15 protein-coding genes and 1 pseudogene are annotated in these 17,535 nt (G+C 65.4%); 4 read left to right on the top strand and 12 right to left on the bottom strand.

All coding sequences use genetic code 11. From position 1 onward, the window contains the following. The 6 genes from GXB81_RS26955 to GXB81_RS26930 all read right to left on the bottom strand — a co-directional run. On the bottom strand, positions 1-203 hold a 203-nt coding region (locus GXB81_RS26955; RefSeq protein WP_205990795.1), incomplete at its 3' end, for an SDR family NAD(P)-dependent oxidoreductase. Between the two features lie 44 nt (positions 204-247). Beyond that, positions 248-1,897 (bottom strand): NAD(P)/FAD-dependent oxidoreductase, encoded by a 1,650-nt coding sequence (locus GXB81_RS26950; protein WP_205990794.1) that lies wholly within the window; start codon positions 1,895-1,897, stop codon positions 248-250. 273 nt (positions 1,898-2,170) lie between these two features. Then, the gene (locus GXB81_RS26945) at positions 2,171-3,037 is read right to left on the bottom strand and encodes a MerR family transcriptional regulator (protein WP_205990793.1); all 867 of its coding nucleotides are present in this window, start codon (positions 3,035-3,037) and stop codon (positions 2,171-2,173) included. 90 nt (positions 3,038-3,127) lie between these two features. Beyond that, entirely contained in the window at positions 3,128-3,721 is a 594-nt protein-coding gene (locus GXB81_RS26940; RefSeq protein WP_205990792.1) for a GNAT family N-acetyltransferase, read from the bottom strand. A gap of 112 nt (positions 3,722-3,833) precedes the next feature. Further along, entirely contained in the window at positions 3,834-4,757 is a 924-nt protein-coding gene (locus GXB81_RS26935) for a MurR/RpiR family transcriptional regulator (protein WP_205990791.1), read from the bottom strand. Positions 4,758-4,877: 120 nt separating this feature from the next. Continuing rightward, complete coding sequence (locus tag GXB81_RS26930) at positions 4,878-5,765, bottom strand: DMT family transporter (protein WP_205990790.1); 888 nt, start codon at positions 5,763-5,765, stop codon at positions 4,878-4,880. A gap of 111 nt (positions 5,766-5,876) precedes the next feature. On the opposite strand from GXB81_RS26930, the gene GXB81_RS26925 reads away from it, so the two are divergent. Continuing rightward, a complete protein-coding gene (locus GXB81_RS26925; protein ID WP_205990789.1) occupies positions 5,877-7,316 on the top strand; it encodes a PLP-dependent aminotransferase family protein in 1,440 nt (479 codons plus the stop codon). Between the two features lie 30 nt (positions 7,317-7,346). Here the strand turns inward: GXB81_RS26925 and GXB81_RS26920 are convergent, their stop codons facing one another. From GXB81_RS26920 to GXB81_RS26910, 3 genes are all read right to left on the bottom strand, one after another. Then, positions 7,347-8,438 (bottom strand): TAXI family TRAP transporter solute-binding subunit, encoded by a 1,092-nt coding sequence (locus GXB81_RS26920; RefSeq protein ID WP_167049821.1) that lies wholly within the window; start codon positions 8,436-8,438, stop codon positions 7,347-7,349. 278 nt (positions 8,439-8,716) lie between these two features. Continuing rightward, positions 8,717-9,622: a hypothetical protein gene (locus tag GXB81_RS26915; RefSeq protein ID WP_205990788.1), complete on the bottom strand. Its 906-nt coding sequence runs from the start codon at positions 9,620-9,622 to the stop codon at positions 8,717-8,719. Positions 9,623-10,229: 607 nt separating this feature from the next. Further along, on the bottom strand, positions 10,230-11,762 hold the full coding sequence (locus GXB81_RS26910; protein WP_167049825.1) for an MDR family MFS transporter: 1,533 nt from the start codon (positions 11,760-11,762) through the stop codon (positions 10,230-10,232). A 75-nt stretch (positions 11,763-11,837) separates the two neighbouring features. On the opposite strand from GXB81_RS26910, the gene GXB81_RS26905 reads away from it, so the two are divergent. Further along, the gene (locus GXB81_RS26905; RefSeq protein ID WP_205193380.1) at positions 11,838-12,695 is read left to right on the top strand and encodes a TetR/AcrR family transcriptional regulator; all 858 of its coding nucleotides are present in this window, start codon (positions 11,838-11,840) and stop codon (positions 12,693-12,695) included. A gap of 778 nt (positions 12,696-13,473) precedes the next feature. Further along, positions 13,474-13,989, top strand: a complete 516-nt coding sequence (locus GXB81_RS26900) for a response regulator (RefSeq protein WP_205990787.1) — start codon at positions 13,474-13,476, stop codon at positions 13,987-13,989. 122 nt (positions 13,990-14,111) lie between these two features. On the opposite strand, the gene GXB81_RS26895 is transcribed toward GXB81_RS26900, so the two are convergent. Beyond that, entirely contained in the window at positions 14,112-14,705 is a 594-nt protein-coding gene (locus GXB81_RS26895; RefSeq protein ID WP_205990786.1) for a Fur family transcriptional regulator, read from the bottom strand. Positions 14,706-14,775: 70 nt separating this feature from the next. Next, complete coding sequence (locus GXB81_RS26890) at positions 14,776-15,402, bottom strand: glutathione S-transferase (RefSeq protein WP_205990785.1); 627 nt, start codon at positions 15,400-15,402, stop codon at positions 14,776-14,778. Positions 15,403-15,618: 216 nt separating this feature from the next. On the opposite strand from GXB81_RS26890, the gene GXB81_RS26885 reads away from it, so the two are divergent. After that, positions 15,619-17,286, top strand: coding sequence for an ATP-binding domain-containing protein (locus GXB81_RS26885; RefSeq protein ID WP_205990784.1), 1,668 nt, complete (start codon positions 15,619-15,621; stop codon positions 17,284-17,286). A 52-nt stretch (positions 17,287-17,338) separates the two neighbouring features. Here GXB81_RS26885 and GXB81_RS26880 read toward each other — a convergent pair. Beyond that, a pseudogene (locus tag GXB81_RS26880) lies at positions 17,339-17,535 on the bottom strand (phosphoribosyltransferase); the annotation flags it as partial.

The following is a 17,535-nucleotide window of genomic DNA, read 5'->3' as shown; positions in this document are numbered from 1 at the left end:
CTGGCGGCCGAGCTTGCGGCCGATGCCGATACCGGCGCCGGCGCGGCGGCCTGCGCGAGCTGCGCGGTGTCGGCGAGGCTGGCCGGATTGCGGTCGGCGAGCGCGAGATGACAACCCTCGCGCGCGAGCCGGATCGCGAGCGAGCGGCCCATGCCCGAGCCCGCGCCGGTGATCGCGGCCACTTTATCGGTGAAGTGCTTCATTGGCTCCTGTCCTCCCTGATTGCTGCGCTGCCGTCGTTATCCGTTCAGGTCGCTTCCGCCGACGTCACCGCGGCGTTGCCGTGCGCAGGCGCGGGTTGCTGCATCTGCGCTGTGGCGCTCGCGGGATGAGTCGACTGCCTGATCGCCTGCATGCCCGCCTGCGGCGCGGGCGCAAGCGCGAAGTAATCGTTCATGCGGAACGTGCTGGTGGCCTGGCGGAACTTGTATGCGAAGCCCGGCCACAACGTGGTGTTCTTGCCCGTCTTCGGATCGAGATACCAGCTCTCGCAGCCGCCCGTCGACCAGATCGCGTGATCGAGCTTGCGCTGGATGCGCTCGTTGTAGTCGCGCTCGACCTGCGGACGCACTTCGATCGCGGCGGCCTGTTCGGTCTTCATCGTCCGCAGCGCCTGCAGGACGTATTCGACCTGCGACTCGATCATGAACACCATCGAGTTGTGGCCGAGACCGGTGTTCGGGCCGACGATCATGAAAAAATTCGGATAGCCAGGCAAGGTCGTACCGAGGTACGCATGCGCGCCGTCGCGCCACGTCTCGACGATATCGATGCCGCCGCGACCGCGTACGACACCGGGTGGAAACGGATCGGCGACCTGGAAGCCGGTGCCGAAGATCAGGCAGTCGGCCGGATGACGCACGCCATCGGTCGTGACGACCGCGTCTTCCTCGATGTGCGCGATGCCGGTGGTCTTCACCGAGACGTTTGCTTGCGCTACAGCCGGGAAATAGTCGTTCGAGATCAGGATGCGCTTGCAGCCCATCGTGTAGTTCGGCGTGAGCGTCGCGCGCAGTTGCGCATCGGGTACCTGGCGGCGCAGATGACGCTCCGCGACTTTCTGCGCGGTCTTCATCAGCGAAGGATGAATCGCGAAGCCGACCGCGCGCGATTCGAGCATGCAGTACAGCGCCGAGCGCATGATCTTCTGCGTGAACGGCAGACGTTTGAACAGCCACTGTTCGAGCGGCTTCACCGGCCGGTCGGCCTTCGGCATGATCCACGGCGGCGTGCGCTGGAACAGATCGAGATGCGCGACGCGCGGCTGGATTTGCGGCACGAACTGGATCGCGCTCGCGCCGGTGCCGATCACGGCGACGCGTTTGCCTTCGAGCGCATAGTCGTGATCCCAGTGCTGCGAATGAAACGCCTTGCCCTTGAAGTTTTCGATGCCGGGAATATCGGGCAGCGCCGCGCGCGACAGGCCGCCCATGCCCGAGATCAGCACGCGCGCCGACCATTGCTGGCCGTTTGCGAAAGTCAGCTGCCAGCGGTGGCGCGTTTCGTCGTAGATCGCGCTCGCGAGTTCATGGCCGAAGCGCAGATGACGCTCGACGCCGAAGCGCCGCGTGCAGTCTTCGAGGTACGCGCGAATTTCGGGCTGGCGCGCGAACATGCGGCTCCAGCGCGGATTCGGCGCGAACGAAAACGAATAGACGTGCGATTGGACGTCGCACGCGCAGCCGGGGTAGTGGTTGTCGCGCCAGGTGCCGCCGACCGAGCCGGCCTTCTCGGCGATGACGAAATCGGTGATGCCGGCCTGGCGCAGGCGGATCGCCATGCCGAGGCCCGCGAAGCCGGAGCCGATGATCGCGATGTCCGTGTGGACCAGCGCTGTATCGAGAGGCGCGCGCGGTTCGGGCGGCGCGTCGTCGTGGGACATCGTGCGGGCGTTCATCCGATCCGTCTCCTTTTTACGCTATTAACTGTTACATTGATTGATGTAACAATAGAGGCTGAGAACGAAGGATGCAAGATGCCGGTTAGACGGCGGGCTCTAGGGTGGGGGCGCGGTGCGAGATGCGCCCGGCGTAGGCGGCGAGGCGCGTGACGGTGTGGGGTGGCGTTGGCCGGTGCCGGGCCTGGATTGCGGTTGCGGCGGGACTGAGTTGCGCCTCGCCAATGCTGGAAGCCGGCGAGGCCGTTTCGCAAAGCGGTGTGGGTGCCCGGCTTACTTCTTCGTCTTACTTTTTTTCTGCGCCGCGTGTTTTGCCGTTTCGCCGTCCGCGGAGTGGCCGAGCTTCTTTTCCATGATTGCGGCGACGCGGTCGCCGAGATAATCGCCGGAAGCTTCTTCGAGCGCGCGGTTCATTTCGCTTTCGACGAGCACGCTCGCCAGCGGCCGCAAGCGCCAGATCGCGTCGACGAGCGCGGGTACGTCGGCGGGCGGCGGCAGCGCATCGGCTTCATAGCGGTCGAGCTGACGCACGACCAGATCGACGAGCGCTTTCGCGACCGCGTTGAAATGCGGCCGCGCGATGCTCACTGCGTCGAGCAGGTCGGTGAGCGGGATGCCTTCCTTCGCCATCGTCGCGCCCGCGGCGAGCGCGGTCGGATTGGCCGAGACGAAAGACAGGCCATTGCGTTCGAGCAGCCCGAGCTCGACCGCTTTCGCGAGCGCGCTCGGCGAGGCTTTGTCGCCGAACATCTGCACCAGCTCGATCAGCGAATATTTTTTCGGCCGCTCGCGCGACCAGCGTCCGCCAATGGCGGTTTCGAGCCCGAGGATCGAGCGCAGGTCGTGACCCTCGTCGACGGCCTTGATGAGGTCCTGGATGTTCGCAAGCGTGTAGCCGCGCGCGAGCAGATGGTTGATGAGCTTCAGACGCGAGACGTGCGTGTCGTCGTACACGCCGACGCGGCCGCGCTTTTCCGGCGGCGCGAGCAGACCGCGATCCTGATAGGCGCGCACGTTGCGCACGGTCGTGTCGCTGACGCGCGCGAGTTCGTCGACGGTGTATTCGTTGCGCGGCGACGCGCTTGCCGGATGGCTGGAACCGGCGGGCGCGGGCGGGGCGGAAGGCGGCGTGTTCGGCATGCCCGGATTTTAACGCGGCAGCGCCGCGCGCCACCAGCGCGCGGGCCAGGTAGCGCGGCTCGCCTCATGGGTTCGCCCCGGAGGCTCGCATCAGCCGCTGATCGCGTCGTCGGGGGCGCTCGAAGCGCCGCGGCCGAGCGTGCGCTGCATCAGCGTCGTATCGAGCCAGCGGCCGTGTTTGTAGCCGACCGCCTTCAGCGTGCCGGTCAACTCGAAGCCGAGCTGGCTGTGTAAAGACAGGGAGCCGCCGCTGCCGCCATCGGCGATTACCGCGATCATCTGGCGCCACGGCCCGCTTTCGCAGCGTTCGATCAGCGCCTGCAGCAGCACACGCCCGAGGCCGCGTCCGCGATAGGCGTCGCTCACGTAGATCGAGTCCTCGATCGTGTTGCGATAGGCGGCGCGCGGGCGATACAGCGTGGCGTAGCAATAGCCGGCCACCTCGTCGTCGAGTTCCGCGACCATGTACGGCAGGCCGTGACCGCGCACCGACGCGAGCCGCATGCGCAGTTCGTCGACCGACGGCGGCGTTTCCTCGAACGAAGCGACGCCGGTCAGCACGTGGTGCGCGTAGATGGCCTGGATCGCGGGGAGATCGGCCTCGGTGGCGTCGCGAATCCGTGGCGTGCCGGGTGAGCCCGGGTTGGCAGGAGTGGGCGGGGACGTGGATCGGGTCGGGCTCATGAGCGTTCCTGGCGTGTTGCCGGCAAAGATTTCGACTATGCCTGCCGCGCGAGCAGATTTGAAGCGGGTCAAAAATCCCCGCTATGCGTGGGAGCGTACGAGAGCCGAGGCCTCAAAGATCGAACTGATCGAATTCGCTCTGCAATTCGCGGTTGCGCGCGACGCGCTCGTCGATGGCCGGCCCGAGCCGCTCCACCACGGCCGAGATCAGCAGATTGAACAGGCACGTGAGCGGTGCGAGCGAATCCCAGAACTGGCCGACGTCGGTCTTCACCTGCAGAAGATCGCCCTCGAAATCGCGCGCCCACGGGCAGTAAATGTCGGTGACGAGCGCGAAGGGCAGGCCGCGGCGCGAGGCGGCTTCGCAATAGCGGCGCGCGATGGCCGAGTACGCGCGCGTGTCGGTGACGATCAGATACGGTGCGTTGAATTCCGAGTTCAGCGAATCGACGTAGGAGCCCGACATGCCGTCGGAATAGAACACGCGCGGGCGGATGTATTCGAGGTAGCTGTAGAACGCATTGCCGATGCCGCGCGTCGACTGGATGCCGAGAATGTAAATGGCCTCGGCATGCGCGATGCGTTCGGCGACGCGCGCGAACACCGGCGAGCGCGCGAGTTCGTACACATGCTGGATCGCGCCGATTTCGAGTTCGAGCGATTGCGCGAGCGTCGCGTCGCGCGCAGACGAAGCGCCGGCATCGCTGGCATCGCCGGCGGCGGGCGCGCCGCCTTGCGCGTGAGCGGCTTCGTGCGTGCCGCGGCGGAATGCATCGAGCCGGTCGGTGATGAGCCACGGACGTTGCTGTGTGGTGCCGCGCAGCTCGCGCTTGAGGTCGTCGAGATTGCGGTAGCCGATGCTGCGCAGAAAGCGGCCGACGGAGATGCCGCTCGTGCCGGCTTGCTGCGCGATCTGGTCAGCGGTCTCGAGGCCGAGCCGGTCGAGGTTCGCGAGCATGTAGCTGGCGACGCGTTTCGAAGTCGGCGTGAGTTCGGCAAAACGGGCTTCGACGGTTTGGGCAAAGGCGGTCGGCATCGGCGGTCGCGGCGCGGGGGTTGAGCTATCGTCGGCATGATGACATATCGACCCGCGGGCCGCGCGATTCGATCCCGAAAAAGGCCGTGATCGTGCTGCGCTGGTGCGCCAGACAGCGCGTCAGGCGGCGCGCCGCGCCGGCGCCGCGCGCGAGAAACGCCGCGCGAAGGCCACGCAGGCGACCACGACGACGGTGACGAGAATCATCGACGGCGGCACCTGTTCGTGCAGCAGCAGTCCCGCGAGTAGCAGGCCGAAGAACGGCTGCAACAGCTGCAACTGTCCGACCGCTGCGATGCCGCCGAGCGCGAGCCCTCGATACCAGAACACGAAGCCGATCAGCATGCTGAAGAGCGACACGTAGGCGAGGCCCCACAGTGCCGCCGCGCCGATGCCCGCGAACGAGGCGGGCCGCGTCCACCACGCGAGCGGCAGCATCAGCGGCAGCGACAGCACGAGCGCCCACGAGATCACCTGCCAGCCGCCGAGATGGCGCGAGAGGCGCGCGCCTTCCGCATAGCCGAGCCCGCAGACGACGATGGCAGCGAGCATCAGCGCGTCGCCGAGCGGCGAAGCGTCGACGCCGTGCCGCAACGCGAACGCGACGACCGCGCCGCTGCCGAGCGCCGAAAACAGCCAGAACGCGGTCTGCGGCCGCTCGCCGCCGCGCAGCACGCCGAAGATCGCGGTCGCAAGCGGCAGCAGGCCGATAAACACGACCGCATGCGCGGCGCTCACGTGACGCAGCGCGAGTGCCGTCAGGAGCGGAAAACCGACCACGACGCCGAGCGCGACCACGACGAGCGGCAGCACGTCGCGCCGCACGGGCCGCGTCTCGCGAAACGCGAGCAACAGTAGCAGGCCGAGGAGACCCGCGATCGTCGCGCGCGCGACGGTCAGAAACACTGGGTCGAGCCCTTGCACGGCAAGACGCGTGGCCGGCAGCGAGCCGCTGAAAATCAGCACGCCCGCGAGACCGCTGAGCCAGCCGTTGGTTGTCTTGTCCATTGAAGTCATCCCGCCTGTCGAGGAAGCACCATGATGCGCTCCGGTGCCGGAAACGGTAAGCTACAGATCAGTACACTTTGCACAAACTGTATTGAACATGGAGCAGTACAGATGACGGAAAACGGGAACAGCGGGGCGCCTTCGGGCACCCGGGTCGAGCGCGTGATGAACAGCCTGCGCGAGCGCATCGCGAGCCGTTCGCTGATGCCGGGCTCGCGCGTGCCGTCGATCCGCGCGATGACCGGCACGCTCGGCGTGTCGAAGTCGACGGTGGTGGAAGCCTACGATCGTCTGGTCGCCGAAGGGGTGATCGTCGCGCGGCGCGGCTCCGGTTTCTTCGTGTCGGGCCATGCGCCGCCGTTCGCGCTCGCCGATCTCGGGCCGCGCCTCGATCGCGAGGTCGATCCGCTGTGGCTCACGCGGCAGTCGCTGGAAACGGACTCGAAAGTGCTGAAACCGGGCTGCGGCTGGATGCCGGCGTCGTGGCTGCCCGAAGACGGCGTGCGCCGCGCGCTGCGCGCGGTCGCGCGCGACCCGCAGGCATCGCTTGCCGACTACGCGAGTCCGGCCGGCTTGCCGGCGCTGCGTCAGCAGCTTGTATGGCGGCTCGCGCAGCATGGCGTCGATGCGCCGCCCGAGCAGATCATGCTGACCGACGGCGCCACGCATGCGCTCGACCTCGTGTGCCGCTTCCTGCTCGAACCGGGCGATACGGTGCTGATCGACGATCCGTGCTACTTCAATTTCCAGGCCTTGCTGCGCGCGCACCGCGTGCGGATCGAGAGCGTGCCGTACACGCCGCAAGGACCGGCTCTCGCGGCATTCGAGCGCGCGCTGATCGAGCATCGTCCGCGCCTCTACGTGACCAACTCGGCGATTCACAATCCGACCGGCGCGACGCTCGCGCCGGCCGTCGCGCATCGGCTGCTCAAGCTCGCGGGCGAGCACGATCTGCTGATCGTCGAGGACGACATCTTCGCCGACTTCGAGGACGAAGCCGCGCCGCGTCTTGCCGCGTTCGACGGGCTCGCGCGCGTGGTGTCGATCGGCAGCCTGTCGAAGACGCTGTCGGCGGCGGTGCGCTGCGGCTATATCGCCGCGCGCGCCGAATGGATCGAGCCGCTGATCGATCTGAAGCTCGCGACGTCGTTCGGCAACGGCCAGCTCGCGGCGGGCGTCGTGCATCGCATGCTCGTGGACGGCACCTATCGGCGCCATCTCGAAGCGATGCGCGCGAAGCTTGCCGATGCGATGGGCGAGACGATCCGGCGTCTCGGCTATGCGGGCCTCGATATCTGGACGCGGCCGCGCGCGGGGTTGTTCGTGTGGGCGCGTCTACCCGATGGGCTCGATGGCGCCGAGATCGCGCGTCATGCGTTGCCGGCCGGCGTGGTGTTCGCGCCGGGCAACGTGTTCAGCGCATCGCGGGCGGCCGCAGGCTTTCTGCGCTTTAACGTATCGCAATGCAATCGCCCGAAGGTCTACGAGGCATTGCAGCGGGCGATGGAAGCGAGTGCCGTGGCGGGTGCGACGCAGCGCGAGCGCGTTTGAACGCTCGCGTTTTTGCCCTGCCGGCAAGCGCTATTTGCACAGCAGAAGCAGGCGCTCCTGGTCCGTGCAGGGCGTGCGCGGTTTCTGCGCGGCCTGGGTGGGCTGAGTGGTTTGAGCCGCCGCCGCGTTTATCGCCGCACCGCGGTTCGCGATGCAGGCGCGCAGATGTTTTTCGACGGGGCCGTAGTACTTCCATCCGCGCACGAGCGTCGGCAGTTCGAGCTTCACCTGTTTCCATTTCGGATGGCCGTGCTCCTGCAGATTGTCGAAGTTCGCGCACAGCGAGTCGGCGAAATGATTCAGATTGCTGACGGTATCGCGCAGACCGTAGTCGTAGGTCACGAGAAACGCCTTCACGGTCAGGCCGGGCACGTCTTCCTTGAGCCAGCCCGGATAGCTGCTCTGACGGATCGTGGTCGGGAAGTAGGTCTGCTTCGCGCGGTTCGTTTCCGGCGCATTGGGGTCGGCGCGCAGCAGGCGCAACTGTTGCAGCAGGTCGGGACTCATGTCGTTGAAGAGCTTGGCGGGCTGCCCGACCACGATGATCGCGACGTCGATCTTCTTCACGATCAATGCGGCGAGCGCGTCCTCGTTGCTCAGGTGCTGGATGTTCTGCTCGGGAATCGGCTGGCCGAACATCAGGCGATAAAGCGTCGTTGCCGACTGCGCGGTGCCGCTGCCGAGCAGGCCGACGCTGATGGTTTTGTCCTTGATGTCGGCCAGCGTTTTCAGCGGCGAATCCGCGCGCACGACGACGTTGATCTCCTCGTCGTAGAGCGGCATGATGAGCCGCAATGGCCGGATCGTCGTGCCCGCTTCGGGGTTGCCCGAGTTCGCCATGTCGACGAATGCCTGGTACACGTCGGACTGCACGAGCGCGAGCTTTACGCCGGGCTCGAAGCGCATGCGCTGCACGTTTTCGGCCGAGCCTTTCGAGGCGACCACTTCCAGATCGATGCCGACCGGTTGCGCCACCCATTTCGCCAGATCGTTGCCGAACTGGATATACGTGCCGCGCTCGGGCCCCGTGACGATCTTGTAGTGAGCCGGTTCCGCGCTTGCCAGCGAACCCACGACCAGCGCCGCCAGCCCCAGCCATCCCGCGAGAAGTCTCTTCAGCATGGTCTCTACCTATCGGTCAGGTTTATCGAGCTTCCCGCGTCGGCGCGCGCGAAGCGCCAGTGATCCGGCTGTGATGTCATGTTCGAGGTGCCGCGATGCCTGGGTCCGTCTGTTTCCGCTCAGAGAAAGCACGATAAGGTGTACGTTGGTATGGAGCATGGCAATTTATTCGGTATCCAGATAAAAAATTGCATGCCGGAAGGCGGCGAGACGATTTCCTGCCTTTCGAGCGTGCGTGCGAGTGTGCGCGTTGTTGCCGATCTGCTGTCGTTCTCCTGCTAATCGCGTCGAGGCGTCGGCGTTTGCAGTTGCGTTTGCGCGATCGGCTTGCCTTGTGCCGCGCCAGTGGCCGACGCGTGCGGATTGAGCGGCGCCCAGCCGGTCTCGCGAATCACACGTTCGAGAATGTTCTTCGCCATGTCGTTGCCACTGTCGATCGCCAGCGCCTCGTTCGCGTGCTGACGCGCGCACGGCCACGACTGTTGCGCGACGCAAGCCTGCGCGGCCTGCAACGCGCTGTCGCGGCGCTCGGTGAGGGGACGTAGCTGCGCGGCCAGATCTTTCGCGTCGGCGTTGCCCGGTTGTAACGTTTGCGCGGCGGCGAGCGCGGCTTGTGCCTTGGACAGATCATTGCCGCGCAACGCGAGACGCGCAGCATCGAGTGCCCGCGTCGCGTCGCGGAACTGCATCGGCGGTTTCGCGGGCGCGGCGAGAACCGGTGGCGCGACAGGTGCGACAGGCGTAACCGGAACGACTGGCGTCGTGGGCCTGACCGCGGCCGGTGAATCCGCGGTCAGCGATTGCGTGACGGAAGGCGCCGACGCTAGTGGCGCGATCGTGCCGGTCGTCATTCTGGCATCCTGATTAATTGAATCGGCACTTTCATCCTCGTTGTCGGCGCCATCGCTAAAGAGGGTATAGCCGACATACGCCAGGGCAATGGCGACAAGCGCGCCGAGCACATACAGCACGCGTCGGATCGTCTGCGTTGTATTACGCGGCACATACACAGGTTCTTCTTCGAGCAGCGGATCCGGCGTATCGGGCGAGACGAGCGCCGTGCGCATGGCCGGCTTGCGGGGCCAGACTTCGTCATGGCGCGCCGGATGGGCGACGAGGCTTCTCTCGTCCTGCGGGTCCGATGCGTTCAGCCCGGTTTCGAAACTCTGTAAGGGCTTATGCATCGTGCTCGCGCGACTGCCCGGTATTTCGGTGCGTGTGTGAGGATGCAGGGCGGGGGCCGCATCCGCATCGAAGGGATGCGCGGCGCCGCAATACGGGCAGCGCGCAACCTGCCGGTACAGCGCGCCGCCGCAGCGTCTGCAGGGCATCGGAAAGCTATGGCCGGTTGCGGTCTGTATGGACATGCCGTGGACCCACCTGTGGAAAACGATGCCGTAAAGGCATGCTCCGGATCGTGTTGAGGCTGGAAGCTGGTCCGCGGAATCACGATCCACATGCGCCGGAGAGTCTCGCAGACGTAGGCCGCGCCTACGTTGCCGCTATTTCCAATATGTGGCGTTTCGCCGGGAACGTCAATCTGCTTTCATACCCGACCTGTGTGCGCTAGCACACATTCGGAAGCAGGACGAAACAGTGCTCATGCGTTGAGAACGAATGGACGTATGGCTTTTTGCACGTCGTTTGCGAGTGAACGCATTGCGCGAGTAGAGAAGAGCGGGATGGGCAATGAAACGGGCAATGAAATGAAGCGAGGCCGACGCGTTTTGCGTACGGCCTCGCGAGAGCGTCATCGTTAAGTGCTTGCATCAGGATGCAGGCACGTCGGGATTATTGCTTGCGCAGCGGATGATCCTTCAGCAGCCACGCGAGTGCGAAAGCGAGCACCACGACGCACGCGGCCGACAGATACACCGTGTGCAGCGCACCGGAAAACGCATGCAGATAATCGTTGCGCAATGCTTCGGGCAACTGTTGAATCGCGGCAGGTCCGAGGGCGTGCGGCAGTTCGGTATCGGCGGGAATCAGCTTTTCGAGGCGCGCGGCGAGGCCGTTCGAAAACACCGCGCCGAAACTGGCGACGCCGATCGAGCCGCCGATCGAGCGGAACAGCGTCACGCCCGACGTCGAGACGCCCATATGCCGGAACTCGACGGTGTTCTGCACGGCGAGAACCAGCACCTGCATCACCATGCCGAGACCGAAGCCGAGCAGGCCCATGTACAGATACATCACATGGATCGGCGTATCGATCTGCAGGCGCGCGAGTAGCAGCATCGCGATCGATACGAGACACGTACCCATGATCGGGAACATGCGGTACTTGCCGATCTTGCTGATGACACGGCCGGTCACCATCGACATGATGAAGAGCCCGCCCATCATCGGTAGCATCTGCATGCCGGCCTCAGATGGCGTGGAGCCTTTCACCACTTGCAGGTAGAGCGGGATGAACGTTACCGAGCCGAACAGCGACACGCCGATGATGAAGCTGATGAGACTGCTCAGCACGAACGTGCGGTCTCTGAACAGTTCGAGCGGCATGATCGGTTCGACCGCGCTGCGTTCTTCGTGGATGAAACCCCAGATCGACACGAGCCCCATGCCGAGCGTGAACCACAGTTGCGGCGACGACCACGGCAGGATCGTGCCGCCCTGGCTCGTGAACAGGATGATGCAGGTTAGCGCGCCGGCGAGAAACGCGGCGCCCATATAGTCGATCGTATGCTTCACGTGACGAACGTGCGGCCGGAAAACCGCGCCGATCACGACGAGCGAAACGATGCCGAGCGGCAGGTTGATATAGAAAATCCAGCGCCACGTCAGGTGTTCGACGAGAAAGCCGCCGAGCAGCGGGCCGATGACCGTGGCAAGACCGAACACGCCGCCGAACACACCTTGATAGCGGCCGCGTTCGGCGGGCGGAATCACGTCGGCGATCGCGGCCATCGTCACGACGAGCAGGCCGCCGCCGCCGAGCCCTTGCAGCGCGCGCAACACGATCAGCTGGCCCATGTTCTGCGCGATGCCGCACAGCGCGGAGCCGACGAGGAACACGACGATCGCGGTTTGCAGCACGATCTTGCGGCCGAACAGGTCGCCGAATTTGCCATACAGCGGTACGACGATCGTCGAGGTGAGCAGGTAGGCGGTCACGACCCACGACAGGTTGTTGAGCCCGCCGAGTTCGCCGACGATGGTCGGCAGTGCGGTCGAGACGATCGTTTGATCGAGCGCGGCGAGCAGCATGACCAGCAGCAGCGCCGGAAACAGCAACCGGATCGGCGGATGGTCGGCGGCCGAAGCAGACCGCGAATCCGGCGGCGCGGATTCGACCGGCTGGGTCGTGGCGGGTTGTTCCATGGCGGAGACGCATTGAAATTAATTAATTGAGAGATTAATATATTCGACATTGTCTCTCACGTCAAATTGAATGCAATGGCAAGGATCTCGTCAGATGGCTCCGCGGTTGATAACCCCACGGTGAACGTTGCATCGTCGCCGCGTGCGCGGGGTAGCGCTCAGGAGCGTAATGCCGAGCGCGGTTCGTCGAAGCGCGGCACCGTCAAGGCAGCACAAGCTACGGCACACGCGGATACTGCAACCGATGCGGCAACTGATACAGCAACCGACACGAGCGCCGCATCGCCCGCTGCCCGCCGTCCGGGCCGGCCGACCGGCGCCGCACGCGGTCCCGAGCAACGCGCCCGTTTGCTCGATGCGGCGCTCCGGCTATTCGCGAAGCAGGGCATCGTAGAGACTTCGCTCGGCGAGATCGCGCGCGAAGCCGGCTTCACGCCCGCGATGGTGCATTACTACTTCAAGACACGCGATCAGTTGCTCGACGTGCTGATCGATGAATGTTTCGCACCGTTACGCGCGAGCTTCGGCGTGCCGTTCCAGGAGAATCCCGACGATCCGGTCGCGGCGATCACGCAGCTCGCGCGGCGGCTCGTGCAGGTCGCGGACGACTATCCGTGGTTTGCGTCGTTATGGGTGCGCGAAGTCATCAGCGACGGCGGGCTGCTGCGCCAGCGCATGCACGAGCGCTTCGGCAATGCGAATCAGAAGGCTTCGCTATCGGCCATCGCGCGCTGGCAGAAAGAGGGGCGTCTGAACGCGGCGCTCGAACCCGCGCTCGTGTTCGTCACGTTGCTGGGCATGACGATCCTGCCGCTCGCGACCTCGAAGCTGTGGGGCAACGATCCGATGCGGCGCAACATCGGCGGCGAGGAGATCGCGCGCCATGCGGTCGCGTTGCTGATGCACGGCATCGGCGCGAAGAAGGGCAAGTGAAGTTCAAGTGAGGCTCGCTCAAGACGACTCTCGCGAACGCCCTTCAGACGCCCGTCCAATTCCGTGTTTCTTTTTCCCGTCCTCGAACGTCGCTTTTGTCGCTTCCTTTGTCCCTTCATTCGGCGCTTCGTTCGGCGGATCAATCCCGAGCCGCGCCGCAGTGCCGCAAACCCATTCGATGAGCAAGGCTTCGAGCCGGCCCTGCCAGGCCGCGGCTTGCGCAAGGTCGGCCGTTCAAGCCTAAGCTTCTGCAAAATGCGCCAGGCGCGGCAAGCGCACACTAGCGCGCCCATGATGACAGCGCCGCTGCCGGTCTTATCGGCTGCGTACCGACGGCTTCTCGTGCGAGCGCGTTTCGCGCGCCGCGAAGCACTGCGGCAAGGCACGTGACGTGCTATTCATGGAGACCGAGGCGGGATGAACGCGACCGCCGCGCGTAACCCGCGTGTAACCCACGTGCAACAAACGAGGGCGTCGCAGCCGCGCAAGCAATTCGACGGGCAGAAAAGAAACGAGACAATGCCGAGTGGCACGGCCCATGCGAGCGGGGTTGGGCACGAGCCGCGCCGGTAAATCGGTTGCCGGCAATCGGCGAGCCGTGGCAATACTGGGGAAGACGGGCAGGCGAAGCGCGGTGAATACCGGCGGCCGTTTTTTCATCAGCGTGCAATTTTGGCGCGTTACCGTGCGCACGCGTTGTACTCGGGAAGGTGATGAGCGCGATGTTTTACAATCGCGAACCTGTCTGCAACTCGGCGTGCGAAATCGAGTCGGAACCATGGACAGCAACACCGTAGCCGCGCCGCAGATCGGCGGCAAGCAGCAGAGTGAAACATTGGCCGGTTCGGACGGCCTAACCGCTTTTCCAGAGCAACAACAGAAGATGAACGGAGCAATGAGGCTCGATCACGCCACGATCGTGCTGGTAGAGGACGACCCGGACAGCCGGGAGTCGCTGACCTTGTTACTCGAGGCGGAGGGCGCGAAGGTTTGCGCCGTGGCGGATGCGGAAGAGGGCGTGGAAGCGGCAATGCGCCTGTTGCCCGATGCGGTCGTCTGCGATCTCGATCTGCCGACGATGGACGGCTTCTATCTGATCCAGCGGCTGCGCGACCACGAGATTTGCGGCGGTCATTCGCCGGCGGTGGCCGTGGCCCTCACCGGCCATACCGACGACGCCTACCGTCTGCGCAGCATCGGCGAAGGCTTTCAGCATTTCATGACCAAACCCGCCTTGCCCGACGATCTGGTGACGCTGCTGCACGACGCGATCGACGCACGCGCGGCCGGTTGAGCGTCGCGGCGAATCCCGGCCGGAGTGCGCGGCAAGGCGCTGCCACGCGATTGGCGCAACCTGCGCACCGGGTGCGCCAGCCGCGCCTGACCTGGTGCCGGCGCATGCTTGAGCCGCGATGATTACTTCGCCGCGGCCACCCGCGTTGCGGCACCTTCCGCCTGTTGCGCTTGGCAGGCGGAACACAATCCCTTCAACTCGATTTCATCGCTCGCGAGGCGGTAGCCCGCGTCTTCGATTTGCGCGACGAGCGACTGGCGCAGCTTCGGCTGGTGCAACTCGGTGACACTGCCGCATTGCTGGCAGACCACGAGAATGCCGTGCTGGCACTGCGTCAGGTCGTGGCACACGGTGAAGGCGTTGATCGATTCGATCCGATGCACGAGGCCGGCCGAGAGCAGGAAGTCGAGCGCGCGGTAGACGGTCGGCGGCGCCGAGCCGGGATGGATCTGGCGCATTTCGTCGAGCAGCGAATACGCCTTGGTCGCGCGCCCCGAATTCAGCAGCAGTTCGAGCACCTTACGCCGGATCGGCGTGAGCTTTTCGCCGCGCTCGCGGCAATATTCCTCGGCGAGCGCGAGGGCGGCTTCCTGCGAGGCGCCATGCGTGTGCGCGGCCTCATGATGCGCATGATGGCCGTGAGCTTCGGCGGAATGGGCGGGAGTGGCCTGAGGGCCGGTTGCGGCGGGCTTGGCGACGGGCTTGGCGATCTTCATGCGTCGATTATAGAGGTCTCCACGTGATGCCGTGCCCGGCCGTGCCCGAGCGCCAGCTCCGAACGCCACTTCAAGTCAGCGGAAAGTCGACGTATTTCCTGAAGCCCGAGCGCGTGGCGATGCGCGAATACCAGCGTTCTAGATTCGGCAGCGGCGGCCGTTCGATGCCGTCGAGCCCGAACCAGCGCTTCGCGTACGCGCCGATCACGATGTCGGCCAGCGTGAACTTCTCGCCTTCGAGAAAGAAGCGTCCTTGCAGATGCGCGTCGAGCAGGCGCCACAACTGACCGACGGCGGCGACATCGGTGGCGAGCCGGGCCACGTCGCGCTGCTCCGCCGGCGTGCGCACGAGCGTCCAGAACACCGGGCGCTCGGCGGGCTGCAGCGTCGACAGCGACCAGTCGAGCCAGCGATCGACGCTCGCGCGCAGCTTCGGCTCGGCCGGATACAGCAGGCTCGATTCGCCGTATTGCATCGCGAGATAGCGCAGGATCGAGTTGGATTCCCACAGCACGAAATCGTCGTCGACCAGCGTCGGAATCTTGCCGGTCGGATTCATCGCGAGATAGTCGGGTTCGTTGTTGCGGCCGAATTGCAGGCCGGCGTCGATGCGCTCGAACGGCAGCACGAGTTCGTCGCAGCACCACAAGACTTTCTGGACGTTGACCGAATTGGTGCGTCCCCAGATCGTAATCATCCGGCGAATCCTTTTCTTTTACGGTGGGTAAGCCGCGCCTCGCGCGCGGCGTTCGCCGGTAACGATACACGATGCGCGCGCGAGTGCGGGCGTGGCTCTGCTGCGTGCGACGGCGTTGCGTACAATGGCCGCACACCGGATCGCGCGTCCTGGCGCACGCATCTGCGCATCTGAACCACGCACTTCATCCACACGCTTCTCCCATTGAGGCACTGCATGGCCCGTATTGTTCCCGACGACTGGAAGAGCCTCGAAGCGACCGGCGCGGCCGCGCGCGAACGCGAAACGCTAACGCTGCTCGAAAAGGCGCTGCCGGCCGACTACACGGTCTACCACGGCGTGCACTGGACGCGCCTGAACCAGAACTTCTCGGTGTTCGGCGAGGCCGATTTTGTGATCGTGAGCCCGGCGGGGCGCGTGATGATCGTCGAACAGAAAACGGGTTTTCTGCGCGAAACGCCGAAAGGGCTCGTCAAGGTCTATCTGCAGACCGAGCGCAATGTCGCGATCGCGCTCGCGCATACGATCGAGGGGCTGCATCGGCGCTTCACCGCGGCGTTCGGCGCCGGCACGTATTTCATCGAGGAGCTGCTGTACTGTCCCGATCACATCGTCAAGGATGCGGCGATTGCCGGCGTGAACCCGGCGCGCATCGTCGACGCGACCCGGCGCGACCGGCTCGCGGCCGTGATTTGCGAAGCGCTGCCGGCCGACGAACCGCGCCTTGCCTGCGCCTCGAAAATCCACCACTTTCTCGCCGACGAACTCGCGCTCACGCCCGACACGAGCGCGCTCGTCGGGCAGGCAGGCACGCTCGTCACGCGTCTCGCGGGCGGGCTCGCGACGTGGGCGCGGCGGCTCGAATTCGCGCCGTTCCGGCTGCGCGTGATCGGCACGGCGGGCTCGGGCAAGACCCAGCTCGCCGTGCAGGTGATGAAGGATGCGGTCGCGCGCGGCCAGCGTCCGCTCTATGTGTGCTTCAATCGGCCACTCGCCGATCACATCGCGCGGGTCGCGCCGCCCGAGGCGAAGGTCGCGAACTATCACCAGTTGTGCGACTGGGTCGCGCGCGATGCGGGCCGCACGCCCGATTTCCAGTCGGCTCAGGTGTTCGATCGGCTGGAAGCGGTGTTCGCCGATACGCCGATCGAACCGCGCTGGCAATTCGACGTGTTGATCGTCGACGAAGGGCAGGACTTCCAGCAGCCGTGGGTGGCCGCCCTCGAGCGGCTGCTGCGCCCGGGCGGCGCGTGGTGGTGGCTCGAAGACCCGCTGCAGAACCTCTATATGCGCGAGCCGGTCACGCTGCCGGGCTGGACCACGTTGAAGGAAACCACCAACTACCGGAGCCCGCGCGACATTCTGGACTATCTGCGCGAGGTGCTCGGCGCGTCGGTGCCGCTCGCCGCGGCGCTCGCCTCGGGCAGTCCGTTCGACGGCTCCGAGGTTTCGCTGTCGGTCTACGACGAGGCGCAGGGCGCCGACGGCGTCATTGACGCGACCAAGCGTGCGATCACGCAGGCGTTGTCGCTCGGTTTTCGCAAGCAGGACATCGCCGTGCTGTCGTTTCGCGGCCGCGAGGGTTCGGCGATGAGCGCGCTCGATCAGCTCGGGCCGCATCGGCTGCGCAGTTTCACCGGCAAATACGATCTGTTCGGCAACCCCGAGTATCGCGAAGGGGATGTGCTGTTCGAGTCGATTTATCGCTTCAAGGGCCAGGCCGCGCCGTGTGTGATTTTCACCGAGATCGACTTCGACGCATTCGACGAGCGCAGCGCGCGCAAGCTGTTCGTCGGCGCGACGCGTGCGACCATGAAGCTGATCGTCGTAGCGTCGCAGCGGGCCACGCGGCATTTGCAGCCGCGCGAGGGGAAGGAGATGTAGCGCGACGGTTCGCGAGATTCAGAGAAACCCCGCGAAATTCAGCGCAGCCCGCTCAGCTCCACGCCCGCGCGCCGACCAGCATCCCCGTGCGCGTCAGCGCATCCCACCAGATCACGCGCAAAAGCGGCGCCTGCTGCGCGATCAGCAGCGCCTGCACCGGATCGCTTTCGACAAAATGCGTGACGCCCGCGCGCAGCGCCGCGCCCGCCTTGTGTGCGGCCGCGCCGGCGGGGCTCTCGTCGTGCCGGC

It is taken from the genome of Paraburkholderia sp. Ac-20336 (assembly GCF_017105025.1).
Lineage (GTDB): Bacteria > Pseudomonadota > Gammaproteobacteria > Burkholderiales > Burkholderiaceae > Paraburkholderia.
Note: the sequence above shows the minus strand (reverse complement) of the source record. Positions and strands in the feature narration are given on the sequence as shown.